The following is a 19,837-nucleotide window of genomic DNA, read 5'->3' as shown; positions in this document are numbered from 1 at the left end:
GGAGAGCACATCATGACGGACACCCAGCTCCCGGAGCTCTCCGGCCGGGTCGCCCTGGTCACCGGCGCGAGCCGGGGCATCGGCTACGGCGTCGCCGAGGCGCTGGTCGCCCGCGGCGACCGCGTCTGCATCACCGGCCGGGGCGAGGACGCCCTCAAGGAGGCCGTCGAGCGCCTGGGCGCGGACCGGGTCATCGGCGTCGCCGGCAAGGCCCACGACGAGGCCCATCAGGGCGTCGCGGTGGAGCGCGCCATGGAGGCCTTCGGCCGGATCGACTTCCTGGTCAACAACGCGGGCACCAACCCGGTCTACTCGCCGATGGCCGAGCTCGACCTCAACGTGGCGCGCAAGGTCTACGAGACCAATGTGATCTCCGCGCTCGGCTTCGCCCAGCAGACCTGGAAGGCCTGGCAGAGGGAGAACGGCGGCGCGATCGTGAACATCGCCTCCGTCGCCGGCCTCGCCCCCTCGCCCTTCATCGGCGCGTACGGGATGAGCAAGGCGGCCATGGTCAATCTGACCCTCCAGCTGGCGCACGAGTTCGCGCCCGACGTCCGGGTCAACGCCATCGCGCCCGCGGTGATCAAGACCAAGTTCGCCCAGGCCCTCTACGAGGGCCGCGAGGAGGAGGCCGCCGCGAGCTACCCCCTGAAGCGCCTCGGGGTGCCCTCGGACATCGGGGGAGCGGTGGCCTTCCTCACCTCCGAGCAGTCCGCCTGGGTGACCGGGCAGACGCTGGTGGTCGACGGCGGGCTCTTCCTCGGCGCGGGCGTGCACTGACGCCACGCGTGCGTGGGGCCGCGCCCGCGCGCACCGGCGTCCCCGCGCGCGTGCCCGGAGATAGAATGATCTTCATACCGGTGAGTAGCGTTCCGGTTTGCCCCTCGATACCCCAAGTGCCCCGCTCGGTTCCCCAGTTGACCGGGCGGGGCGCTGCGGTATGGTCTGCCGACCCATGGCTGAACGAGGAGCGTGCACGTGTTCAACCGGACCATATGCCTGCGCACCACCGCGGCCCTTGCGTCCATGTCGTCGTTGGCCCTGCTGAGCGGCTGCGGCCTGCTTTCCGGCAGCGGTTCGGAGACCGAGCAGACGATCAAGGTCGGCACGGTGAGCGAGCCCAGCACCCTCGATCCGGCCGCCTCCTGGGACGGCTCCTGGGAGCTGTTCCGCAACGTCTTCCAGACGCTCCTGTCGTTCCCGACCGGCAGCAACGCGCCCCAGCCGGACGCGGCGGAGAGCTGCGGGTTCAAGGACTCGGGCAGCCGTACGTTCCAGTGCACGCTCCGCAAGGGCCTGGTCTTTTCCAACGGCGACAAGATCGACGCGGCGGCGGTGAAGTACTCGATCGACCGCATTGTGAAGATCAATGTGAAGGCGGGCCCCAAGGGCCTGCTCACCAGCCTGGACCGGGTCACCGCCGACGACGAGCGGACCGTCACCTTCCATCTGAACAAGCCGGACGCGACGTTCCCCTTCGTGCTGGGCGCCCCGGCCATGTCCATCGTGGACCCCCGGTCCTACCCGGCGGACGCGCTGCGCGACGACGGCGGGCTCACCGGCTCCGGCCCGTACACCCTGGAGTCGTACCACGCGGGCGACCGGGCCGAGCTGAAGAAGAACGCCCACTACGCGGGGTTCGCGCAGCTCAAGAACGACGCGGTCTCGATCCGCTACTTCAAGGACTCCGGTGCCATGGTGGAGTCCCTCAAGAAGAAGCAGATCGACGTCACCTACCGGGGCCTGACCGCCGACGAGGTCGTGGACGTCCAGAACGAGAAGGCCGCCGGCAAGCCGCTCCAGCTGGTCGAGACGGTCGGCACCGAGATCCGCTTCCTGGTCTTCAACCCCAAGGACCCGCTCGCCGCCAACCCGGCCGTGCGCCGGGCCGTCGCCCAGCTCGTCGACCGCGACGCGCTGGTGGCCAAGGTCTACAAGGGCACGGCCGAGCCGCTGTACTCGATGGTGCCCAAGGGCGTGGCCGGGCACACCGTGAGCTTCTTCGACTCCTTCGGCGCCCCCAGCGTCCCCAAGGCCAAGGGCATCCTGCGCCGCGCCGGCATCACCGACCCGGTGCCGCTGAGCCTCTGGTACACCACCGACCGCTACGGCTCCTCCACGGCGCTGGAGTTCGCCGAGATCAAGCGGCAGCTGGAGGCTTCGGGGCTGTTCAAGGTCACCCTGCAGAACCGCCCCTGGAAGGCGTACACGCAGGGGATGCAGGACGGTGAGTACCCCGTCTTCGGGCGCGGCTGGTTCCCGGACTTCCCGGACCCGGACAACTTCATCGCGCCCTTCGTCGGCAAGGAGAACGCGGTCGGCACCCCGTACGAGCCCAGGGAGATCGTCGAGCAGCTGATCCCGCAGACCCGCGAGGTCTCCGACCGGGGCGCGGTCAGCAAGAAGTTCGAGCGGGCCCAGGACGTGCTCTCCGACGACGTGCGGCTGCTGCCGCTGTGGCAGGGCAAGCTCTATGTGGCCGCCAGCGACGAGATCGCCGGCGGCGAGCGTGCCATCGACCCCCAGACGGTCATGTGCATGTGGGAGCTGCACCGCAAGACCAGCTGGTAGGAGGCCCGGCGGGGCGGGCGCGGCGGGCGTTGTCAGTGGCGGCCGGTAGGTTTTTCGGTACCTCGCACCGCAGGGTGCGGGAACCGGACATCCCACGGAGGTTGTTGACGTGACCGACATCGCCATGCTGCCCGAGTCCTGGCGCGGCGTCCTCGGCGAGGAGCTCCAGAAGCCGTACTTCAAGGAGCTCACCGACTTCATCGAGGAAGAGCGGGCGAAGGGTCCCGTCTACCCGCCGCGCGAGGAGGTCTTCGCCGCCCTCGACGCGACTCCCTACGACAAGGTGAAGGTCCTGGTCCTCGGCCAGGACCCGTACCACGGCCCCGGCCAGGGCCACGGGCTGTGCTTCTCGGTGCGGCCGGGCGTCAGGACGCCGCCGTCGCTGCGGAACATCTACAAGGAGATGCACGAGGAGCTCGGCCACCCCGTGCCGGACAACGGCTATCTGATGCCCTGGGCCGAGCAGGGCGTCCTGCTGCTCAACGCGGTGCTGACCGTCCGCGAGGGCGAGGCCAACTCCCACAAGGGCAAGGGCTGGGAGAAGTTCACCGACGCGGTGATCCGCGCGGTGGCCGAGCGCCCGGACCCGGCGGTCTTCGTGCTCTGGGGGAACTACGCGCAGAAGAAGCTCCCCCTCATCGACGAGGAGCGGCACATCGTGGTGAAGGGCGCGCACCCCTCGCCGCTGTCGGCCAAGCGGTTCTTCGGCTCGCGGCCCTTCACCCAGATCAACGAGGCGGTGGCGGCGCAGGGCCACGAGGCGATCGACTGGCGCATCCCGGACCTGGGCTGACCCGGCCCGGGCGCCCGCGCGGCCCTCTGCGCGGGCGCCCGGCGCCGAGGGTGCTCAGGCACCTTCGAGCCGCCGCTCCAGCCGGTCGAGGGCGGCGCGGATCCCGTTCCCGTACGCGTCGTCCGCGAGCGCGTCCAGGGCGGCGTGCGCCCGGTCCAGATGGAGGCGGGCGGCTTCCGGGCGGTGCAGCTTCACATAGTCCGCCGCCAGGTTCAGATGGAGCGAGGGATAGAAGGCCCGGACCGCGAGCGAGGCGTGGTGCGCGTCGAGCCGGTCCTGCTCCAGGGCGTCGGCAGCCGCCAACGCCCGCAGGTCCCAGGCCAGTTCGTCGCCGGCGTCGTCCTGCGCGTCCGCCATGTAGTGCGCCAGCGTGCAGCGGTGCAGCGGGTCGCCGAGCTCGCCGATCTCCGCCCAGATGGCACCGAAGCGGTTGCGCGCCTCCTCCCGGTCGCCGCCGTGCAGGAGCATCAGCGCCTGCCCGATCCGGGTCATGACGACGTCCTCCGACGCCTCCTGCTGCTCCACCACTGCGGCCTCCGCGAGCCTGTCGTACGCATCCCGTCGCCTCGACGCTAGCCGCCCGCACCGACAATCGGGCTGAGGCTCCGGCGCGGCCCCGGGGCCTGTCGCTACTTCCCGTACGTCTCCTCGCAGATCCGCGCCTGCGGACTGTCCGGACGCCAGCCGCCCAGCGACCGGCCCAGGTCACAGACGTCGTCCCCGATGAGCGGCGGGGGAGTGGGCACCCTCGGTACGGCCGGGTGCGGCGCGGGGCGCGGGTGCGGACGCCGGTGCGGCGCCGGCGGATGGGCGCGCGGACGCGGAACGGGAGCGGGGGCCGGGTGCGCTGTGGAGGGCCGGGGCGCCGGGGCGGGCGGCAGCGCCTCCAGCGCCTCGCGGACGGGGGCCTGGACGACCTGGGGCCGCACGTTCCGGTCGGCCTGGCCGCTGCTCTGCCGGCCCGGCGCCGGGGGCGGTCCCGGGGCGGGGCCGTGCTCGACGCTGACACATCCGGTGACGGCCAGGGCGGCCACCCCCACGAGGAGCCTCACTGCGGTACGGGTTCGGTGCACCCGGGCAACTCTGCTGGACGCGAGGCCCGTTGCGCGTGCGTGCGGGCCGGGATTGGTCCGCACGAGTGACCGCGCGGGGTGACGCCGCCGGGCGCCCCGGCGTTCCGCTCAGTCTCCGGTGGTGCCGTCGACGCCCTCGCGCAGCAGATCGGCGTGGCCGTTGTGGCGCGCGTACTCCTCGATCATGTGGGTGTAGATCCAGCGCAGGTTGAAGTGCCGGCCGCCACGGGAGGTGCCGGTGCTCAGCCCGTCGAGGGCGTGGCCCTCGGCATGGGCGCGGGACTTGGCGATCTCGCCGCGCCAGGTGGCGAGCGCCTCCTCGAAGGTGTCCTCGGGGCCGACGTGGAAGTCGCCGTCCGGGTCCTCGTCGGTGAAGTAGTGCGGCGCGCCCTCCTCACCGCCGAAGACATTGCTGAACCAGTGCTGTTCGACCTCGGCCATGTGCCGGACCAGACCCATCAGGGTCAGTCCCGACGGCGGCATCGAGGCGGTCCTGAGCTGTTCGTCGGTGAGGCCCGCGCACTTCTCGGCGAGGGTCTGCCGGTGGTACTCCAGCCAGCCCACGAGCATCGACAGCTCGTCGGCGTCGAGGGCGGGCTCCTGGCGTTCGGGCGTCTCGGTCGTCGTCATGGCGGCCATCCTCACGGATCACCCCCGCGACCGCCACGGGTTATCGCCGCCGCCCACCGGCCGCCACCGGCCCTCGGTGTCCCGCCCACGTATGCTGACCGGCCAAGGAAGCGGAAAGCCGAACGGCGACAGGAGACTTCGTGAAGGTCGGCTGCATCGGACTCGGGGACATCGCGCAGAAGGCGTATCTGCCGGTCCTGACCACTCTGCCGGGGACGGAGCTGCATCTGCAGACCCGCACCCCCGCCACCCTCGCGCGGGTCGCCGACGCCCACCACGTCCCGCAGGCGCGGCGCCACACCGAACTCGACGCGCTGCTCGCCGAGGGCCTGGACGCGGCCTTCGTGCACGCGCCCACCGCCGTGCACCCGGCGATCGTGACCCGGCTGCTCGAAGCGGGCGTACCGACGTACGTCGACAAGCCGTTGGCGTACGAACTCGCCGACTCCCAGCGGCTCGTGGAGCTCGCCGAGGAGCGCGGGGTGAGCCTGGCCGTCGGCTTCAACCGGCGTCTGGCCCCCGGCTACGCGCAGTGCGCCGAGCACCCGCGCGAGCTGATCCTGATGCAGAAGAACCGCGTCGGGCTCCCCGAGGACCCGCGCACCCTGGTCCTGGACGACTTCATCCATGTCGTGGACACCCTGCGCTTCCTGGCGCCGGGCCCGGTCGAGCACACGGTGGTGCGGGCCCGGATCCGCGGGGGTCTGATGGAGCACGTCGTCCTCCAGCTCTCCGGCGACGGCTTCACCGCCATCGGCACCATGAACCGGTTGAACGGCTCCACCGAGGAGATCCTGGAGGTCTCCGGGCAGGACACCAAGCGGCAGGTGTTCAACCTCGGCGACGTCGTCGACCACAAGGGCCAGCCGACCGTGCGCCGGCGGGGCGACTGGGTGCCGGTGGCCCGCCAGCGCGGCATCGAGCAGGCCGTGCACTCCTTCCTCGACGCCGTACGGGCGGGCAAGCTCCTCAGTGCACGGGACGCTCTTGCGACTCACGAGCTGTGCGAGCGGGTGGTACAGGAGGCTCTGGAGCAGGCCTCCTGAACGAGCGCCGCCCGGCGAGGACGCCGTACGCGGCGACCACGAGCAGCGCCGTGTACACCGCCCAGTCCCCGAACCGCAGATAGAGGGTGCTGCCCTCGGCGAGCGGTACGTCGTAGACGGCGGCCGTGCTGCGGTCGGTGCCGAGCCAGTGGCCGATCCGCTCGCCGTCCGGGCCGTACACCGCGCTGATCCCGGTGAGCGTGGCGTGCACGGCCGGGCGGCCCGTCTCGGCGGCGCGCAGCGCGGCCAGCGAGGCGTGCTGCGCGGGCGCCCAGCTGTGCTGGAACGACGAGGTCGAGGACTGGAAGACGACCAGCCGGGCGCCCTCGCGCACCAGATGGCGGCTCATGTCGGGGAACGCCGACTCGAAGCAGACCAGCGGGCCGATCCGCAGGCCGCCCGGCAGCGTCATCACCACCGGCGTCGTGCCCCGGCGCCGGTCCTCGCCCGCCGCCTTGCCGACGGAGGTGGCCCAGCCGAGCAGCGAACGGGCCGGGATGTACTCGCCGAACGGCACCAGCCGCATCTTGTCGTAGCGGTCCCCCGTCGGCCCGTCCGGACCGACCAGGACCGAGCTCTTGAAGATGCCGGGCCGGTCGGCCCGGCGGGCGTCCACGTTGACCAGGATGTCCGCGCCCACCGCCCGCGAGAGCGAGGCGATCCTGGCCGCCAGGTCCGGCCGTGCCGTCAGGTCCGAGCCGACACTGCTCTCGCCCCACACCACCAGGTCCACGTCCCGGCCCGCCAGCGAACGGGTCAGGGCCTCGCTGCGGGCGAAGCGGGCGTCGGGACCCTCGATGACACCGGGCTGGACGACCGCGATCCGCGCCCGGCCGGTCTTCTCCGGGCGGGGTGCCCAGGCCCACACGGCCCCGGCGGCGACGGCCGCCGCGAGCACCGCGGCCACCACCGGTGTACGCGCCGGACGGCAGACGAGCAGCAGCGTCACCGCGACGTTGACCCCGACCACCAGCAGGCTCACCAGCCACACCCCGCCGACCGAGGCGAGGCGCAGCGCCAACGGCACCTGCCACTGGCTGGAGCCGAGCATCCCCCAGGGGCCGCCCAGGCCCTGCCAGGAGCGGACCAGTTCGACCATCAGCCAGCCCGAGGGCAGCACCGCGAGCGCCGCCGTGGCCCGCCGCGGCGACGGCCCGCCCACGCCGGGGCCGCCGAGCAGGGAGCGCGCGAGCACACCCCACGGCGCCCACAGCAGCCCGAGGAGCGCCGCCAGGACGACGATGAAGACCGTCAGGCTCGGCATCAGCCAGTGGTGGACCGCCAGCATGAACCCGGTGCCGCCCAGCCAGCCGTCGAGCGCGGCCCGCCGCCCGTCGGGCGCCGACCGGATCAGCAGCAGCCACGGTACGAGCGCGACATAGGCGAACCACCACAATCCCGGCGCCGGGAACGCCAGCGCCGGAAGCGCCCCGGCGAGCACCGCCGCCGCTCCCCGCCACCACCGCGACACCATCACCAGGTGGCGCAGCCCCGTGAGACGGTGTCGCAGTCCGACCGGTACTCGCATGCCGCGCTCTCCTCGCCCCGCCCATGAGCAGTGGTCCCGCCCGGGCATCTCACCCGATGTGCGTCCTTCAGTGTGCGGCACCCGGGCGGTCGCGCCCAGCCGGGCCGTACACGCGGCGAGTCTGCCCCGGCGACGCTCCCGTACGCCCGCTCACCGGCCCGCGAGCGCCCCCGACACATGCCGCCACTTCTCGTGCACGGTCACCTCGCGCAGCCGCCAGCCCGCGTCGGTGCGCAGCAGCCCGAAGTCGTACCGGCCGCCGGAGAAGAAGTTGGGCTCCACGGGTCCGCCGCCGCCGTTCTCCCCCGCGCCGAACCGCATCGGGTTGAGGTAGTCGGCCCGCACCCGGGCCCGGTCGCCGGGGTAGCCGCCGAGGTCCTGGAGGGTGAGCAGCCGGTTGACGATCAGGTGCTGGCGGACGGGGAAGAGCCGCATCGTCTCCGCGAGCCAGGCCGCGACCTCCGCCGCCGGTCCCTCCGTCCCGCCCGCCGCGCGGTAGTCGGCGCGCCCGTCCGGGGTGAACAGCTCCCCGTACGCGGACCAGTCGGCGTCGTCGACCGCCGCCGCGTAGCCGGTGACGATCTCATCGATGGCGAGCCGGTCCATCACGGTCGCGAGTTCCACACGCTGGGTCATCGCCACAGTGTCGGGCAGCGGGCGCGAGGGGCCAAGAGCCCAGACGGCCCCGGTGCGGCCGGGCCCGCTCTTGTGGGCTTGCCGCGTCGCGTGCTACCCGTGGGCGCCATGACCGTACCCAGCGAAGCCGCCGGCCGGGCCGTGCGCAGTGAGCGCGCCGGCCCCGTCACGACCGTGGTGCTCTCCCGTCCCCGGGCGCGCAACGCGGTCGACGGGCCGACCGCCCGCGCCCTGGCGGACGCCTTCCGGGCGTTCGAGGCCGACGACGGGGCGGCGGTCGCGGTGCTGTGGGGCGAGGGTGGCACGTTCTGCGCCGGCGCGGACCTCAAGGCGATCGGCACCGAGCGCGGCAACGCGGTGACCGAGGAGGGCGACGGCCCGATGGGTCCGACCCGGATGCGGCTGACCAAACCGGTGATCGCGGCCGTCGCGGGGCACGCGGTGGCGGGCGGCCTGGAGCTCGCGCTCTGGTGCGATCTGCGGGTGGCCGAACAGGACGCGGTCTTCGGTGTCTTCTGCCGCCGCTGGGGCGTGCCCCTGATCGACGGCGGGACGGTACGGCTGCCGCGGCTGATCGGCGCGGGCCGGGCCATGGACCTGGTTCTGACCGGGCGCCCGGTCGACGCGGCCGAGGCGCTCGCGATCGGCCTCGCGGACCGGGTGGTGCCGACCGGGACGGCCCGCGCCGCGGCCGAGGAGCTGGCGGCGCGGATCGCCGCGTTCCCCCAGCTGTGCCTGCGCGAGGACCGCCTCTCGCTGCTCGAACAGGAGGGACTGTCCGAGCCGGAGGCGCTGCGGGGCGAACTCGCCCACGGCCTGCGGTCGCTGGAGGGGGCGGCCCGGGGGGCGGCCCGGTTCGCGCGGGGCGCGGGGCGCCACGGGTCCTTCGGGGAGTGAGCCGTCCGGCCCGTGCCCTCCGGCCCCGTCAGCCGCCCGCGATCTCCCCCGCGTGCGGGCTGAGGGTGCCGGCGGCGACCAGGGCGAAGAGCGCGAGGCCGAGCAGGATGCGGTAGACGACGAACGGCATGAAGCTCTTGCTGGAGATGAACTTCATGAACCACGCGATGACGACGTATCCGACACCGAAGGCGACCACCGTGGCGAAGAGCGTCTCGGCCATCGGCGCCTGGCCCTCGCCGCCCGCGTCCTTCAGTTCGAAGACGCCGGAGGCCAGCACCGCCGGGATGGCGAGCAGGAAGGAGTAGCGGGCGGCGGACTCGCGGGTGTAGCCCATCAGCAGACCGCCGCTGATGGTGGCGCCCGAGCGGGAGACGCCCGGGATCAGGGCCATGGCCTGGCACATCCCGTAGACGAGGCCGTCCTTGACGCTGAGGTCCTGGAGCGACTTGCGCTGACTGACCGCGCGGTGACGGCCGCCCGCCTCGTCCCGGGCGGCGCGGCGGTCGGCGATACCGAGGACGACGCCCATCACGACCAGCGTCGTGGCGATGACCCGCAGATCGCGGAAGGTGGTGTCGATCTGGTCCTTGAGGACGATGCCGAGCACACCGATCGGGATCGAGCCCACGATGACCAGCCAGCCCATCCGGGCGTCCTGGTCGGAGCGCATCCGCCGGTCGGTGAGCGAGCGGAACCAGGCCCCGATGATCCGCACGATGTCCTTGCGGAAGTAGATGAGGACGGCCGTCTCGGTGCCGATCTGCGTGATCGCGGTGAACGCCGGTCCCGGGTCCTGCCAGTCGGCGAAGGCGGCCGTGAGGCGCAGGTGCGCACTGGAGGAGATCGGCAGGAACTCCGTCAGCCCCTGGACGAGTCCGAGGATGAACGATTCGAACCAAGACATGGGGCGAGGGCCATCCCGGATGGTGAAGACGGTTGCGGGCACGACGGTCCGACGGCCGGTATGACGATCTGATCGGCGGCCGGTCGCAGGGCAGAGTACAGGCCGCAGATGAACCGGGAGTTATGCGGTCCTGTCGGGCGCCGGCTCCCCGGCACCGTCGGCGGTCCGCCGCCCCGGGGCCGCCGTCCGACCGCCCAGCCGGTGCCGCTTGCGCCACGCCACCGCCGCCGCGCCCAGGCCCGACACCCCGATGAACGCCATCGCGACCAGGAACACCGGCGAGGTCGGGGACGCGGCCCGGCTGCCCGCGACCACGTACGCCGCCGTGTTCGGCACGGACCCGAGTCCCGTCGCGAGCAGGAAGGGCAGCCAGCCCATCCGGGAGACGGCCGCGCAGTAGTTGGCCGCGGCGAACGGCACACCCGGGAAGAGACGGATCGCCAGCATCGACCGGAAGCCGTGCCGGCTGAGCTGGCCGTCCGCCGCCTTCAGCCAGCGGCCCCGCAGCAGCGGACGCAGCGCGTCCTGGCCGAGCACCCGGCCGAGCCCGAAGGAGATCCCGGCGCCGAGCACCGTCCCGGCGAGCGCCGACGGCAGCCCCGCCTGCGAGCCGAAGATCGCGCCGGCGGCCAGGTTGAGCAGCGGACGCGGTACGAAAGCCGCGGTGCACAGGCCGTACGCCACCCCGAACAGGACGACCGCGGCGCCCCCGCCGAGGCGGTGCGGCAGACCGTCGGCGAGCAGCCGCTGCGGCTCCAGGAGCAGCACGGTCGTGGCGGCTGCCGCGAGCACCAGCACCAGCAGGGCGAGGCGCGACCAGGGTGAGAGCAGGGCCCTGGCGCAGCGCACGGCGAGCCCGGCGGACGGGCGGACGGCGTCGTCGAGCATCCGGGGAGACTAACCGACGCGGGCATGTGATCGCCGTAACGGGCGTCGCGTCACGGCCCGTACGCGGCCGGTCGCGCCCTCGCGGGCGGCCGTGACCGCCGAGCCGGGCCGCGAACCGCCGCCCGCCCTCGCGGGCCGGGCTTCGCGGTCCGCGAGGGCGGGCGCGCTCGGCGCCGGGACGGTCGCCGGTCACTCCGGTCCGGCCGTCCGGACCCGCCTTCTGCGGCACCCCGGGGAGCGGCGGGCCCCCGCCCTCCGTCATGCTTCGGGCATGGGAGACACGGCACTGGTGCTCGGGGCGGGCGGGATCACCGGCGTGGGCTGGGAGATCGGCATGCTGTACGGGCTCGCCGAGGCGGGCGTGGACGTCAGCGGCGCCGAGCTGGTGGTCGGCAGCTCGGCGGGCTCGGTGGTCGCCGCGCAGATCACCTCGGGACGGATCGGCCTGCCGCAGCTGTATGAGCGTCAGCTCGCCCGGCCGGACGGCGAGGTCCCGGCCCAGCTGGGTCCGGCCGCCGTCCTCCGCTTCGCCCGCGCGGCGCTGACCTCCCGTACGCCCGAGGAGTACGGCAGGAAGCTGGGCCGGGTGGCGCTCGCCCAGGGCACGGACCAGGAGGCGGCCCGGCGTCAGGTGATCGCCGGACGGCTGGTCTCCCACGAGTGGCCCGCGCGGCGGCTGAGGATCACCGCGGTCGCGGCCGACAGCGGCGAACTGCGGGTCTTCGACGGCGACAGCGGTGTGGGGCTGGTGGACGCGGTCGCCGCCAGCTGCGCGGTGCCCGGGGTGTGGCCCGCCGTCACCATCGAGGGCCGTCGCTGGATCGACGGCGGGGTGCACTCCCCGGCCAACGTCCAGCTCGCCGCCGGATACGACCGGGTGCTGGTCCTCGCGCCGCTGGCGTTCGGCGGCGGCCCACTGGACTCGCCGCGTACCCAGGTGGCCAGGCTGGTCGGCGCGGGCGCGCGCGTCGAGCTCATCACGCCCGGCTCCGCCGCGCGCCGCGCCTTCGGCCGCAACTCCCTCGAACCGGCCCGCCGCGCCCCGGCCGCCCGCGCCGGCCGCGACCAGGCGGCGGCCCACGCGGCGGTCGTGGCCGAGCTCTGGTCGTAGGGCCCGGATGCCGTCGGCGCACAATGGGACGGTGAACGAGCCGATACCGGTCAGCCGGACAGTGGACTGGGGCACCGCCAAGCTGATGCCCGACGTGGACCGCGAGCGGGCCTGGCTGCTCACCGTCGACGGGGCGCCGCAGTCCTATGTCGACCTCGACGACCCGACGTACATCGAGTTCGAGTACGCGCGCCGGCTCGCCCATGTCGTCGACTGCGCGGGGGAGCCGGGCGCCCCGCTCGACGTGCTCCACCTCGGCGGCGGCGCGCTCACCCTGCCCCGTTATCTGGCGGCGACCCGGCCCGGCTCCCGCCAGGACGTGGTGGAGGCCGACCGGGGACTGCTCGCCCTGGTCACCGAGTTCCTGCCGGTGCCCGCCGGCAGCGGGATCCGGGTGCACGCCGCCGACGCCCGCGCCTGGGCCGAGGCCGCCCCGGCGGACTGTGCCGATCTGCTCCTCGCCGACGTGTTCGGCGGCTCCCGGGTGCCCGCGCACCTCACCTCGGTCGAGTACGCGCGCGTCGCCGAGCGGGTGCTGCGGCCCGGCGGGCTGTACGCGGCGAACCTCGCCGACGGCCGGCCGTTCGACTTCCTCCGCCCCCAACTGGCCACCTTCCGGGCGGTGTTCGACCAGGTCGCGCTGATCGCGGAGCCCTCGGTGCTGCGCGGGCGGCGGTTTGGCAACGTGGTGCTGCTCGCCTCGCACGCCCCGCTGCCGCTGGCCCCGCTCGCCCGGCTCACCGCCGGGGACGCCTTCCCGGCCCGGGTCGAGCACGGCGAGGCGCTGCGGCGGTTCACCGGTGGCGCGGCGCCGGTACCGGACAGTGAGGCGAAGCCCTCACCCGAGCCCCCCGAGGGGGCGTTCGGCATCGGCTGAGACGGCGGCGACGGCCGCCTGCGGCCCCTCGGTCCCGTCCGTCACACGTGTGGTGCGGCGCGTGAGGTTGCGTACCTCCGGGACCGTGAGCACCGCGGCGGTCAGGACGACGATCACCACCGCGCAGCCCCACAGGGCGGAAGTCCGGCCGAAGGCGCTCTCGGCGGGGCCCGCGAGCGCGGTGGCCAGCGGCACCACGGCGAGCGAGCCCAGCCAGTCGTAGGCCGAGACCCGCGACAGCTTCTCCTCCGGTATCTCCTGGTGCATCGCGGTCATCCAGGAGACGCCGAACACCTCGATCGACACCCCGGTCAGGAACATCACCGCGACCAGCACCCCGATCGGCACCGGCACGGCGAGCGCGGCGGAGGGCAGCGCGAGGGGGAAGACGCAGAGCGAGCCGGCGAAGAGCAGCCGGCGCGGCTTCCAGCGCGTCATCACCAGGGCGCCGCCGACCGTACCCGCGCCGAACGCGGCGAGCGCCAGGCCCCACGGCCCGGGCCCGCCCAGCTGGTCCCGGGCGACCAGCGGCCCGTACACCGCGTCGGCGGCCACCACCACGGCGTTGACCACCGAGAACTGCGCCACGATCGCCCACAGCCAGGGGCGGCCGGTGAACTCCCGCCAGCCGTCGCGCAGATCGGCCAGCATGCCGCCGCCCGGCGCGCGCGGCGGGAGGTGGCGCACGTCGATGAAGGCGCGCAGCGCGCCCGCCACGGCGAAGGCGACCGCGTCTACCGCGAGCACCCAGCCGGGTCCGACGGCGGCGATCAGCGCCCCGCCGAGTGCGGCGCCGCCGATGCCCGCGCCCTGCATGGCCATCCGGTAGAGCGCGAAGGCCCGCCCGGCCTCCTCGCCCTTGACGCTGGACATCAGCATGCCCTCGGAGGCGGGGCCGAAGAACGCCTGGCCCACACCGCCGAGCGCGCTGAGCGCCAGCATCTGCCAGAGCGCGGGCCTGCCGGTCAGGACGAGGAGCGCGAAGGCGCCCTGGGAGAGGAAGTTGAGGGTGTTGGCGGCGACCATCACCCGGTGCCGGGGTATCCGGTCCGCCAGCGCGCCGCCGACGAGCAGGAAGAGGACGAGCGGCACGGTACGGGCCGCCGCCACCAGACCCACGTCGCCGCCGTCGCCGCCCGACTGGAGCACCGCGAACGCCGAGGCGATGAGCGCGCCCTGGCTGCCCAGGTTGGTCACGATCGCGGCGGCGGTCAGCAGACTGTAGTTGCGGCCCGCCCAGGCGGGGCGGCGGAAACGGGAAGCGGCGGCGGCAGATGTCACCTGTGGACTATCGCCGTCGCCGCTTCGATGTGCCAAACCGTCGCTCCGTGCCGTACGCGGTGCCGGGGGTGTCACCGCGTACCGCACCGGACGTCAGCCGGTGGGCGCCCCGGCGAGGCGGACCGTGCTGAGGATCTTCTGGATGGTCGCCTCGTCGACCGCGCCGCTGACGCCGGTGGCCGAGTACAGGCTCCAGGCCACGAAGTCGCCCTTGGCGTTCTTGAACCCGAAGGTGATCGCCTGGCCGTCGGTGTCGCACTTGCTGGTCTTCTTGACCCCGGTCGCCGAGGCGCGGGCGACACTGCCCACGATGCCCGCCTTCGTGGTGTACGGAACGGGCTTGGTGGTCTTGATGATGTTCTTGTCCGGCTGCGTGTACGCGCCGTACACCCACCACGGCACCTGGTTCTCGGCCACCTCGTCGGTGTTCTTGGCGCCGTCCGCGCCCTTGGTGCCGGTGCCCGCGAGTTCGGTGTCCTCGGTGTTGCCGTCGTGGTTGGAGTCCTCGCTGCACCACTTGGGCTTGTAGTACGCGGGCGCCGACTGCATGATGATCGGCTTCCCGGTCGGGTTGGCGTGGTCCTCGAAGCCGCCGGCCCACGACGAGCCCTTGAACTCCCAGTCCGACGGGACGTCGAAGGCCGTGCCCCACTTGGGGTTCACGATGACCTTCCAGCCCTCGATGGTCGGCTTCATGTCCTGCGTGGAGTCGCCGCGCGGATTGGCGGCGGGCGAGGAGGCCTGCGCGGGAGCCGAGGCGCTGGACGACGGCTTGCTGTCGGCCTTGTCGTCCTTCTTGCCGTCGTCCTTCATCACCACGACGCCGGTGACGACCGCCGCGACCACGACCGCGGTCGCCGCGACGACGGCGATCAGGGTCGTCTTCTTCTTGCCGCCGTCGCCGTTCTGCGGCGGCATCGGCGGTCCGGGCGGCGCGCCCACCGGGTACTGCGGCACGGTCGGCTGCTGGTACGGGTTGGGCTGCTGGGGATAGCCGTATCCCGGCTGCTGGTAGCCGCCGGCCGCGGGCTGCGCGGGCTGCGTCGGCTGCTGGTACGGATTGGGTGCCTGGTACCCCGGCTGCTGGTACGGGTTCTGGTTAGGGTCCTGCGGATTCTGCTCGCCCCCGGGCGGCTGCTGTCCTTGCCACATGGCGAGTAACCATAGAGGGGCGGGACGGCCGCTTCGACGCCCGCCCCTGTGAGGGGATGGTCAAGGTCTACTACTCACGGGTAACATCCGGTGCCATGAGCGCTGATCAGATGTCCGTGGGCGAGATGCTCGCCGCGACCGTTCCCATGGCCAGGACCCTCAAGCTGGAGTTCCTGGAGACCACCCCCGAGCGGGCCGTGGTCCGGCTGCCCGACCAGGCCGAGTACCACAACCATGTGGGCGGACCGCACGCCGGCGCGATGTTCACGCTCGCCGAGTCCGCCAGTGGCGCCATCGTGATCGCCGCCTTCGGCGACCAGATGAACCGCGCCGTGCCGCTCGCCGTCAAGGCGGAGATCGGCTACAAGAAGCTCGCCATGGGCGTGGTCACCGCCACCGCCACCCTGGGCCGCCCGATCTCGGACGTCGTCGCGGAGCTGGACGCCGGGCAGCGCCCCGAGTTCCCGGTCGCCATCGAGATCACCCGCGAGGACGGCGCCGTCACCGGCGAGATGACGGTCGTCTGGACCCTGCGCCCCAACGCCTGATCCACGCCCCGCCCGCGCGCCGGGAACGTGTGGGTGCCGCCCGCCGGGGCCGGTTCCGGCACGCCGTCGGCGCGCGGTGAGCAGGTAGGCTGCCCGGGGTGCGCCAAGGGGGGCGCACGCCGGGCGTCGGCCCGCCGCGATCGGGAGGAAACGGGCGTTGCACATCCAGGAGTGGCTGGAGAACATCCCCGCCGTCAGTGTCTACCTCCTGGTGGGGCTGGTCATCGGCTTGGAGAGCCTCGGCATTCCGCTGCCGGGCGAGATCGTCCTCGTCAGCTCCGCGCTGCTGGCGTCCCAGCAGGGCCACATCAACCCGGTGATCCTCGGCGCCGCCGCCGTGGCGGGCGCGGTCATCGGTGACTCGATCGGCTACGCCATCGGCCGCAAGGGCGGCAGGCCGCTGCTCGCCTGGCTCGGCGCCAAGTTCCCCCGGCACTTCAGCGACGGCCATGTCGCCATGGCCGAGAAGTCCTTCCAGAAGTGGGGCATGTGGGCGGTCTTCTTCGGCCGCTTCATCGCGCTGCTCCGCATCTTCGCGGGCCCGCTCGCCGGTGTACTGCACATGCCGTACTGGAAGTTCCTCATCGCCAACGTCCTCGGCGGCATCTGCTGGGCCGGCGGCACCACGGCCGCGATCTACTACATCGGTGTGGTCGCCGAGTCCTGGCTGAAGAACTTCTCCTACGTGGGACTGGGCCTCGCGGCCGTGCTCGGCGTGGTCTCGATGCTGGTCGTCAAGAACCGCGCGAAGAAGGCCTCGGCCGAGCTGGACACGGCCACCGCCCCGGCCGAGAACGTGTCCGCCGCGGAGTAGACCGCCCGCCCGGGTGAGCCGCCCGGTCAGGGCGTGAGGATCCTCGTCAGCGCGCGGCCGAACACCAGCCGCCCGGCCCGGGCGGTCAGCGCGTCGAGCGCGTGCGGCAGCCGCCACACCCGCAGGTCCTCGCGCCACACCAGCAGCGCCCCGGCCGCCGCTCCCCGGGGGTCGGGGCGGACCTCGATCTCGGCCCAGCCGGTCACCACCCGCCCGCGCTTCTCCAGCCGGCAGCGGCCCGGCCGTCCCGCCCCGGGCGGCTCCCACACCACGACCTCCATGGGGTCCTCGAACCCGAGGCGCCCCAGGCCCGTGCGGGCCACGAACACCGTCCCGACGCCGGTCGGCCCGGGCGTGGTGACGGTGATCCGGGTCAGCGGGACGCTGCCCGAGTGGCGCGGCCAGTCGGTGAGCCGCCGCCACACCTCCGCGGGGCCCGCCTCCGTACGCCGGTCGATCCGGAAGAGTGCCATCCCAGGAGCCTACGGGCCACCCGGGCGCACGTCCCGGCGACCCGTCGCCTACCGTGCCCCTGGGTGCGATGAGATCCGTACGAAGGAGTGGCGCATGGCGGAGCGGGCGTTGGTCGTGGCAGTGGGCGGAAAGAAGCCGCAGGTCGACCCGGCGGCGTTCACGGCGCCCACCTCGGCGGTGCTCGGCGAGGTGACCCTCGCCGCGGGGGCGAGCGTCTGGTACCACACGGTGCTGCGGGCCGACTGCGGCCCCATCGTGGTCGGCGCCGACAGCAACATCCAGGACAACTGCACGGTCCACGTCGACCCCGGCTTCCCGGTCACGGTCGGCGAGCGCGTCTCGGTCGGGCACAACGCGGTCCTGCACGGCTGCACGGTCGAGGACGACGTGCTCGTCGGTATGGGGGCGACCGTCCTCAACGGGGCGGTGATCGGCGCCGGTTCGCTGGTCGCCGCGCAGGCGCTGGTGCCGCAGGGCATGGTCGTACCGCCCGGTTCGCTGGTCGCGGGCGTACCGGCCCGGGTCCGGCGCGAGCTGACCGAGGAGGAGCGCGAGGGCCTCAAGGTCAACGCACTGATGTACGTGGGCCTGGCCCGCGACCACCGCGAGGCGCACGCCGGCTGACGGGCGCGGCCCGGCCTGAGCGGAAGATCACAGGTCCCGGCGCCGACCAGGGCGGTCGGCGGTGAGTACCGTGTGCGGGTGCCGAAGAACAGAAACACGTTCTCCTCGCTGACCGCCTGGCGGCGCCGGCTGGCCGCGGGCGCGGTCCAGCGCGGCTGGCAGTGGGTGCAGCAGGCCGGAGCGGTCACCGCCGAGCACCCCGGGCGGCTGCGGTTCCGCCGGATCGGCGCCGGCACCCGGCTCGCCTTCCCGCAGGGCACCGTCTTCGGCGAGCCGTGGATCGAGCTGGGCGACCACTGCATCATCGGCGAACAGGTCACCCTGACGGCCGGGATGATGCCGGGCCTCGACCTGGGCGCCGAGCCGATCCTCACCCTCGGGGACGGCGTGGTGCTCGGCCGGGGCAGCCATGTCATCGCGGACACGACGGTGTCCATCGGCTCGAACACGTACTGCGGCCCGTACGTCTACATCACCTCCACCAACCACAGCTACGACGACCCGCACCAGCCCGTCGGCAAGCAGTGGCCCCGGATGGAGCCGGTGGAGATCGGGCCGGGCTGCTGGCTGGGGACCGGCGCGGTGGTGCTGCCGGGCGCCCGGCTCGGCCGCAACGTGGTCGTCGCGGCGGGCGCGGTGGTCCGGGGCGAGGTGCCCGACCACGCGGTGGTGGCCGGGGCGCCCGCCCGGGTCGTCCGGACGTGGGACCGCGAGAACGGCTGGCAGCCGCCGCTGCGCACGCCCGCCCCGGTGCCGATCCCCGAGGGGGTCACCCCGCAACAGCTGCTCGCGGTCGCGGAGTTGGCGGCCGAGGAGGCGTAGCCGCCCTCGCGCCGGGCTCAGTCGGTGGCCACGACGACCGCGCCGAGGACGGTCACGGCGCTGGTCTGCGAGACGCCGAGGTGCCTCGCAGTACAGTGCGGTGAACGGTTCGGTGCACCGGAACGCGGTTCACTATACTGAACGTGTCATCCAAAATATTAGTCGGCCGCCTCGGGTGGCCCCCACCGTGGACGGAATGTGTCGGACCTCGATCTGCTGACCCAGTCCCTGGCCCGCAACGTCAAGCGCCGGCGCGCCGAGCGCGGCCTCACCCTGGAGGCGCTGGCCACCCGCGCCGGAGTCAGCCGCGGCATGCTCATCCAGATCGAGCAGGCCCGGACCAACCCCAGCGTCGGCACCGTGGTGAAGATCGCCGACGCGCTCGGGGTGAGCATCACGACCCTGCTCGACTACGAGAGCGGCCCCAGCGTGCGGATCGTCCCGCCGGACCAGGCCGTCCGGCTCTGGTCCACCGAGCGGGGAAGCTCCAGCACCCTGCTCGCGGGCGCCGAGGCCCCCGGTCCGCTGGAGATGTGGCGGTGGCACCTGATGCCCGGCGAGGGCAGCACCTCCGACCCGCACCCCATGGGCACCTTCGAACTCATCCATGTCACCGGGGGCACCCTCACCCTCGTCGTGGACGGCGTCGAACACCCGGTCCCGGCGGGCCACTCGGTCTCCTTCGAGGCGGGCACGAGCCACACCTACCGCAACGACGGCGCCGAGCCGGTGGAGATGACCATGGCGATCTCGGTGCCCTTCGAGCGCTGACCGCACTGCCGGTGCCCAGGGGGCCCAGGAGGCGCCGGTCGCGTAACGACCGGCCCGGCCGGGTGGCGCGAACCGGCCATCCCTGGGCGGGAGTCGGACCGATCGGCGCCGTCCTGTGCGAGAGTGGTTGATGCGGGGAAGACAAGTGCGGAGAGGGTGAGCACCCTCCCGCATCCAGGCACGCCCGCCGGTGGGGGTTTCATGGGACATCTCGTCACGGCCGCCGAACGACCTTGTCCGGCGCCCGACCGTCAGGGCCGTGAAAGGCCATCACTGCACACACAGGCCGCCCAGGCGCGCGGCGGGGAACTCCCCGCGGCGATCCAGCGGCTGATCGCCGCCGAGAACGCCTCGACGGTTCCGGTAGCCGCCTTCCAGTCGGCGCTCTAGCCGG

23 protein-coding genes are annotated in these 19,837 nt (G+C 73.2%); 13 read left to right on the top strand and 10 right to left on the bottom strand.

The annotated features are described in order from the left end of the window. The first annotated feature begins 12 nt into the window (after positions 1–12). The 3 genes from ACZ5ID_RS03845 (at position 13) to ACZ5ID_RS03835 (ending at position 3,364) form a co-directional block, all read left to right on the top strand. Positions 13–780, top strand: coding sequence for an SDR family oxidoreductase (locus ACZ5ID_RS03845; RefSeq protein WP_468893065.1), 768 nt, complete (start codon positions 13–15; stop codon positions 778–780). 246 nt (positions 781–1,026) lie between these two features. Beyond that, positions 1,027–2,571, top strand: coding sequence for an ABC transporter substrate-binding protein (locus tag ACZ5ID_RS03840; protein ID WP_468893180.1), 1,545 nt, complete (start codon positions 1,027–1,029; stop codon positions 2,569–2,571). Positions 2,572–2,680: 109 nt separating this feature from the next. Then, positions 2,681–3,364: a uracil-DNA glycosylase gene (locus ACZ5ID_RS03835; protein WP_468893063.1), complete on the top strand. Its 684-nt coding sequence runs from the start codon at positions 2,681–2,683 to the stop codon at positions 3,362–3,364. Between the two features lie 54 nt (positions 3,365–3,418). Here ACZ5ID_RS03835 and ACZ5ID_RS03830 read toward each other — a convergent pair whose 3' ends face one another. From ACZ5ID_RS03830 to ACZ5ID_RS03820, 3 genes are all read right to left on the bottom strand, one after another. Then, positions 3,419–3,892 carry a hypothetical protein gene (locus ACZ5ID_RS03830; RefSeq protein WP_468893062.1) on the bottom strand — a complete coding sequence of 158 codons (474 nt, stop codon included), beginning with the start codon at positions 3,890–3,892 and terminating at the stop codon, positions 3,419–3,421. Positions 3,893–3,993: 101 nt separating this feature from the next. Beyond that, the gene (locus ACZ5ID_RS03825; RefSeq protein WP_468893060.1) at positions 3,994–4,416 is read right to left on the bottom strand and encodes a hypothetical protein; all 423 of its coding nucleotides are present in this window, start codon (positions 4,414–4,416) and stop codon (positions 3,994–3,996) included. A 129-nt stretch (positions 4,417–4,545) separates the two neighbouring features. Further along, entirely contained in the window at positions 4,546–5,067 is a 522-nt protein-coding gene (locus ACZ5ID_RS03820; RefSeq protein ID WP_468893058.1) for a DinB family protein, read from the bottom strand. 140 nt (positions 5,068–5,207) lie between these two features. On the opposite strand from ACZ5ID_RS03820, the gene ACZ5ID_RS03815 reads away from it, so the two are divergent. Further along, positions 5,208–6,113, top strand: a complete 906-nt coding sequence (locus ACZ5ID_RS03815; protein ID WP_468893056.1) for a Gfo/Idh/MocA family protein — start codon at positions 5,208–5,210, stop codon at positions 6,111–6,113. On the opposite strand, the gene lnt is transcribed toward ACZ5ID_RS03815, so the two are convergent. Next, positions 6,037–7,641: an apolipoprotein N-acyltransferase gene (lnt, locus tag ACZ5ID_RS03810; RefSeq protein ID WP_468893054.1), complete on the bottom strand. Its 1,605-nt coding sequence runs from the start codon at positions 7,639–7,641 to the stop codon at positions 6,037–6,039. The two genes, ACZ5ID_RS03815 and lnt, sit on opposite strands and share 77 nt — an antisense overlap. A gap of 150 nt (positions 7,642–7,791) precedes the next feature. After that, positions 7,792–8,277 carry a nuclear transport factor 2 family protein gene (locus tag ACZ5ID_RS03805; protein WP_468893053.1) on the bottom strand — a complete coding sequence of 162 codons (486 nt, stop codon included), beginning with the start codon at positions 8,275–8,277 and terminating at the stop codon, positions 7,792–7,794. Between the two features lie 108 nt (positions 8,278–8,385). Between ACZ5ID_RS03805 and ACZ5ID_RS03800 the strand changes: the two genes are divergently transcribed. Next, on the top strand, positions 8,386–9,174 hold the full coding sequence (locus ACZ5ID_RS03800) for a crotonase/enoyl-CoA hydratase family protein (protein WP_468893051.1): 789 nt from the start codon (positions 8,386–8,388) through the stop codon (positions 9,172–9,174). Between the two features lie 28 nt (positions 9,175–9,202). Here the strand turns inward: ACZ5ID_RS03800 and ACZ5ID_RS03795 are convergent, their stop codons facing one another. Together ACZ5ID_RS03795 and ACZ5ID_RS03790 are read right to left on the bottom strand one after the other, a co-directional pair. Next, positions 9,203–10,081 (bottom strand): undecaprenyl-diphosphate phosphatase, encoded by an 879-nt coding sequence (locus ACZ5ID_RS03795; RefSeq protein ID WP_468893049.1) that lies wholly within the window; start codon positions 10,079–10,081, stop codon positions 9,203–9,205. A 120-nt stretch (positions 10,082–10,201) separates the two neighbouring features. Continuing rightward, on the bottom strand, positions 10,202–10,969 hold the full coding sequence (locus ACZ5ID_RS03790; RefSeq protein ID WP_468893047.1) for a TVP38/TMEM64 family protein: 768 nt from the start codon (positions 10,967–10,969) through the stop codon (positions 10,202–10,204). A gap of 271 nt (positions 10,970–11,240) precedes the next feature. Here ACZ5ID_RS03790 and ACZ5ID_RS03785 point away from each other — a divergent pair, with 271 nt between their 5' ends. Then, positions 11,241–12,080, top strand: coding sequence for a patatin-like phospholipase family protein (locus tag ACZ5ID_RS03785; RefSeq protein ID WP_468893046.1), 840 nt, complete (start codon positions 11,241–11,243; stop codon positions 12,078–12,080). A gap of 31 nt (positions 12,081–12,111) precedes the next feature. After that, a complete protein-coding gene (locus tag ACZ5ID_RS03780) occupies positions 12,112–12,957 on the top strand; it encodes a spermidine synthase (RefSeq protein ID WP_468893044.1) in 846 nt (281 codons plus the stop codon). Here ACZ5ID_RS03780 and ACZ5ID_RS03775 read toward each other — a convergent pair. Beyond that, positions 12,919–14,238, bottom strand: coding sequence for an MFS transporter (locus ACZ5ID_RS03775; protein WP_468893042.1), 1,320 nt, complete (start codon positions 14,236–14,238; stop codon positions 12,919–12,921). The two genes, ACZ5ID_RS03780 and ACZ5ID_RS03775, sit on opposite strands and share 39 nt — an antisense overlap. 93 nt (positions 14,239–14,331) lie before the next feature. Beyond that, positions 14,332–15,390: a DUF8017 domain-containing protein gene (locus ACZ5ID_RS03770; RefSeq protein ID WP_468893041.1), complete on the bottom strand. Its 1,059-nt coding sequence runs from the start codon at positions 15,388–15,390 to the stop codon at positions 14,332–14,334. A gap of 110 nt (positions 15,391–15,500) precedes the next feature. On the opposite strand from ACZ5ID_RS03770, the gene ACZ5ID_RS03765 reads away from it, so the two are divergent. Together ACZ5ID_RS03765 and ACZ5ID_RS03760 are read left to right on the top strand one after the other, a co-directional pair. After that, positions 15,501–15,938 carry a DUF4442 domain-containing protein gene (locus ACZ5ID_RS03765; protein WP_468893178.1) on the top strand — a complete coding sequence of 146 codons (438 nt, stop codon included), beginning with the start codon at positions 15,501–15,503 and terminating at the stop codon, positions 15,936–15,938. Between the two features lie 157 nt (positions 15,939–16,095). Next, positions 16,096–16,752 (top strand): DedA family protein, encoded by a 657-nt coding sequence (locus ACZ5ID_RS03760; RefSeq protein WP_406553380.1) that lies wholly within the window; start codon positions 16,096–16,098, stop codon positions 16,750–16,752. A 26-nt stretch (positions 16,753–16,778) separates the two neighbouring features. On the opposite strand, the gene ACZ5ID_RS03755 is transcribed toward ACZ5ID_RS03760, so the two are convergent. Continuing rightward, positions 16,779–17,225 (bottom strand): SRPBCC family protein, encoded by a 447-nt coding sequence (locus ACZ5ID_RS03755; RefSeq protein ID WP_468893039.1) that lies wholly within the window; start codon positions 17,223–17,225, stop codon positions 16,779–16,781. A gap of 94 nt (positions 17,226–17,319) precedes the next feature. Here ACZ5ID_RS03755 and ACZ5ID_RS03750 point away from each other — a divergent pair, with 94 nt between their 5' ends. The 4 genes from ACZ5ID_RS03750 (at position 17,320) to ACZ5ID_RS03735 (ending at position 19,833) form a co-directional block, all read left to right on the top strand. After that, positions 17,320–17,850, top strand: a complete 531-nt coding sequence (locus ACZ5ID_RS03750) for a gamma carbonic anhydrase family protein (protein WP_468893038.1) — start codon at positions 17,320–17,322, stop codon at positions 17,848–17,850. Between the two features lie 78 nt (positions 17,851–17,928). Beyond that, complete coding sequence (locus tag ACZ5ID_RS03745; RefSeq protein WP_468893037.1) at positions 17,929–18,672, top strand: acyltransferase; 744 nt, start codon at positions 17,929–17,931, stop codon at positions 18,670–18,672. A gap of 198 nt (positions 18,673–18,870) precedes the next feature. Next, positions 18,871–19,443, top strand: coding sequence for a helix-turn-helix domain-containing protein (locus tag ACZ5ID_RS03740; protein ID WP_468893035.1), 573 nt, complete (start codon positions 18,871–18,873; stop codon positions 19,441–19,443). 201 nt (positions 19,444–19,644) lie between these two features. Then, a complete protein-coding gene (locus tag ACZ5ID_RS03735) occupies positions 19,645–19,833 on the top strand; it encodes a hypothetical protein (protein ID WP_406553385.1) in 189 nt (62 codons plus the stop codon). The last annotated feature ends 4 nt before the right edge of the window (positions 19,834–19,837 follow it).

This window comes from Streptomyces sp. NPDC031670, from assembly GCF_055580545.1.
The sequence above is the reverse complement of the archived record's forward strand: the minus strand, read 5'-3'. Positions and strand labels throughout refer to the sequence as shown.

Excerpts from the sequence above, each read along its gene's own strand:
- lnt (WP_468893054.1), bottom strand. The coding sequence starts at position 7,641 with ATGCGAGTACCGGTCGGACTGCGACACCGTCTCACGGGGCTGCGCCAC.
- ACZ5ID_RS03790 (WP_468893047.1), bottom strand. The coding sequence starts at position 10,969 with ATGCTCGACGACGCCGTCCGCCCGTCCGCCGGGCTCGCCGTGCGCTGC.
- ACZ5ID_RS03770 (WP_468893041.1), bottom strand. The coding sequence starts at position 15,390 with ATGTGGCAAGGACAGCAGCCGCCCGGGGGCGAGCAGAATCCGCAGGAC.
- ACZ5ID_RS03820 (WP_468893058.1), bottom strand. The coding sequence starts at position 5,067 with ATGACGACGACCGAGACGCCCGAACGCCAGGAGCCCGCCCTCGACGCC.
- ACZ5ID_RS03800 (WP_468893051.1), top strand. The coding sequence starts at position 8,386 with ATGACCGTACCCAGCGAAGCCGCCGGCCGGGCCGTGCGCAGTGAGCGC.
- ACZ5ID_RS03755 (WP_468893039.1), bottom strand. The coding sequence starts at position 17,225 with ATGGCACTCTTCCGGATCGACCGGCGTACGGAGGCGGGCCCCGCGGAG.
- ACZ5ID_RS03840 (WP_468893180.1), top strand. The coding sequence starts at position 1,027 with ATGTCGTCGTTGGCCCTGCTGAGCGGCTGCGGCCTGCTTTCCGGCAGC.
- ACZ5ID_RS03805 (WP_468893053.1), bottom strand. The coding sequence starts at position 8,277 with ATGACCCAGCGTGTGGAACTCGCGACCGTGATGGACCGGCTCGCCATC.
- ACZ5ID_RS03750 (WP_468893038.1), top strand. The coding sequence starts at position 17,320 with ATGGCGGAGCGGGCGTTGGTCGTGGCAGTGGGCGGAAAGAAGCCGCAG.
- ACZ5ID_RS03845 (WP_468893065.1), top strand. The coding sequence starts at position 13 with ATGACGGACACCCAGCTCCCGGAGCTCTCCGGCCGGGTCGCCCTGGTC.
- ACZ5ID_RS03735 (WP_406553385.1), top strand. The coding sequence starts at position 19,645 with ATGGGACATCTCGTCACGGCCGCCGAACGACCTTGTCCGGCGCCCGAC.
- ACZ5ID_RS03765 (WP_468893178.1), top strand. The coding sequence starts at position 15,501 with ATGTCCGTGGGCGAGATGCTCGCCGCGACCGTTCCCATGGCCAGGACC.
- ACZ5ID_RS03785 (WP_468893046.1), top strand. The coding sequence starts at position 11,241 with ATGGGAGACACGGCACTGGTGCTCGGGGCGGGCGGGATCACCGGCGTG.
- ACZ5ID_RS03795 (WP_468893049.1), bottom strand. The coding sequence starts at position 10,081 with ATGTCTTGGTTCGAATCGTTCATCCTCGGACTCGTCCAGGGGCTGACG.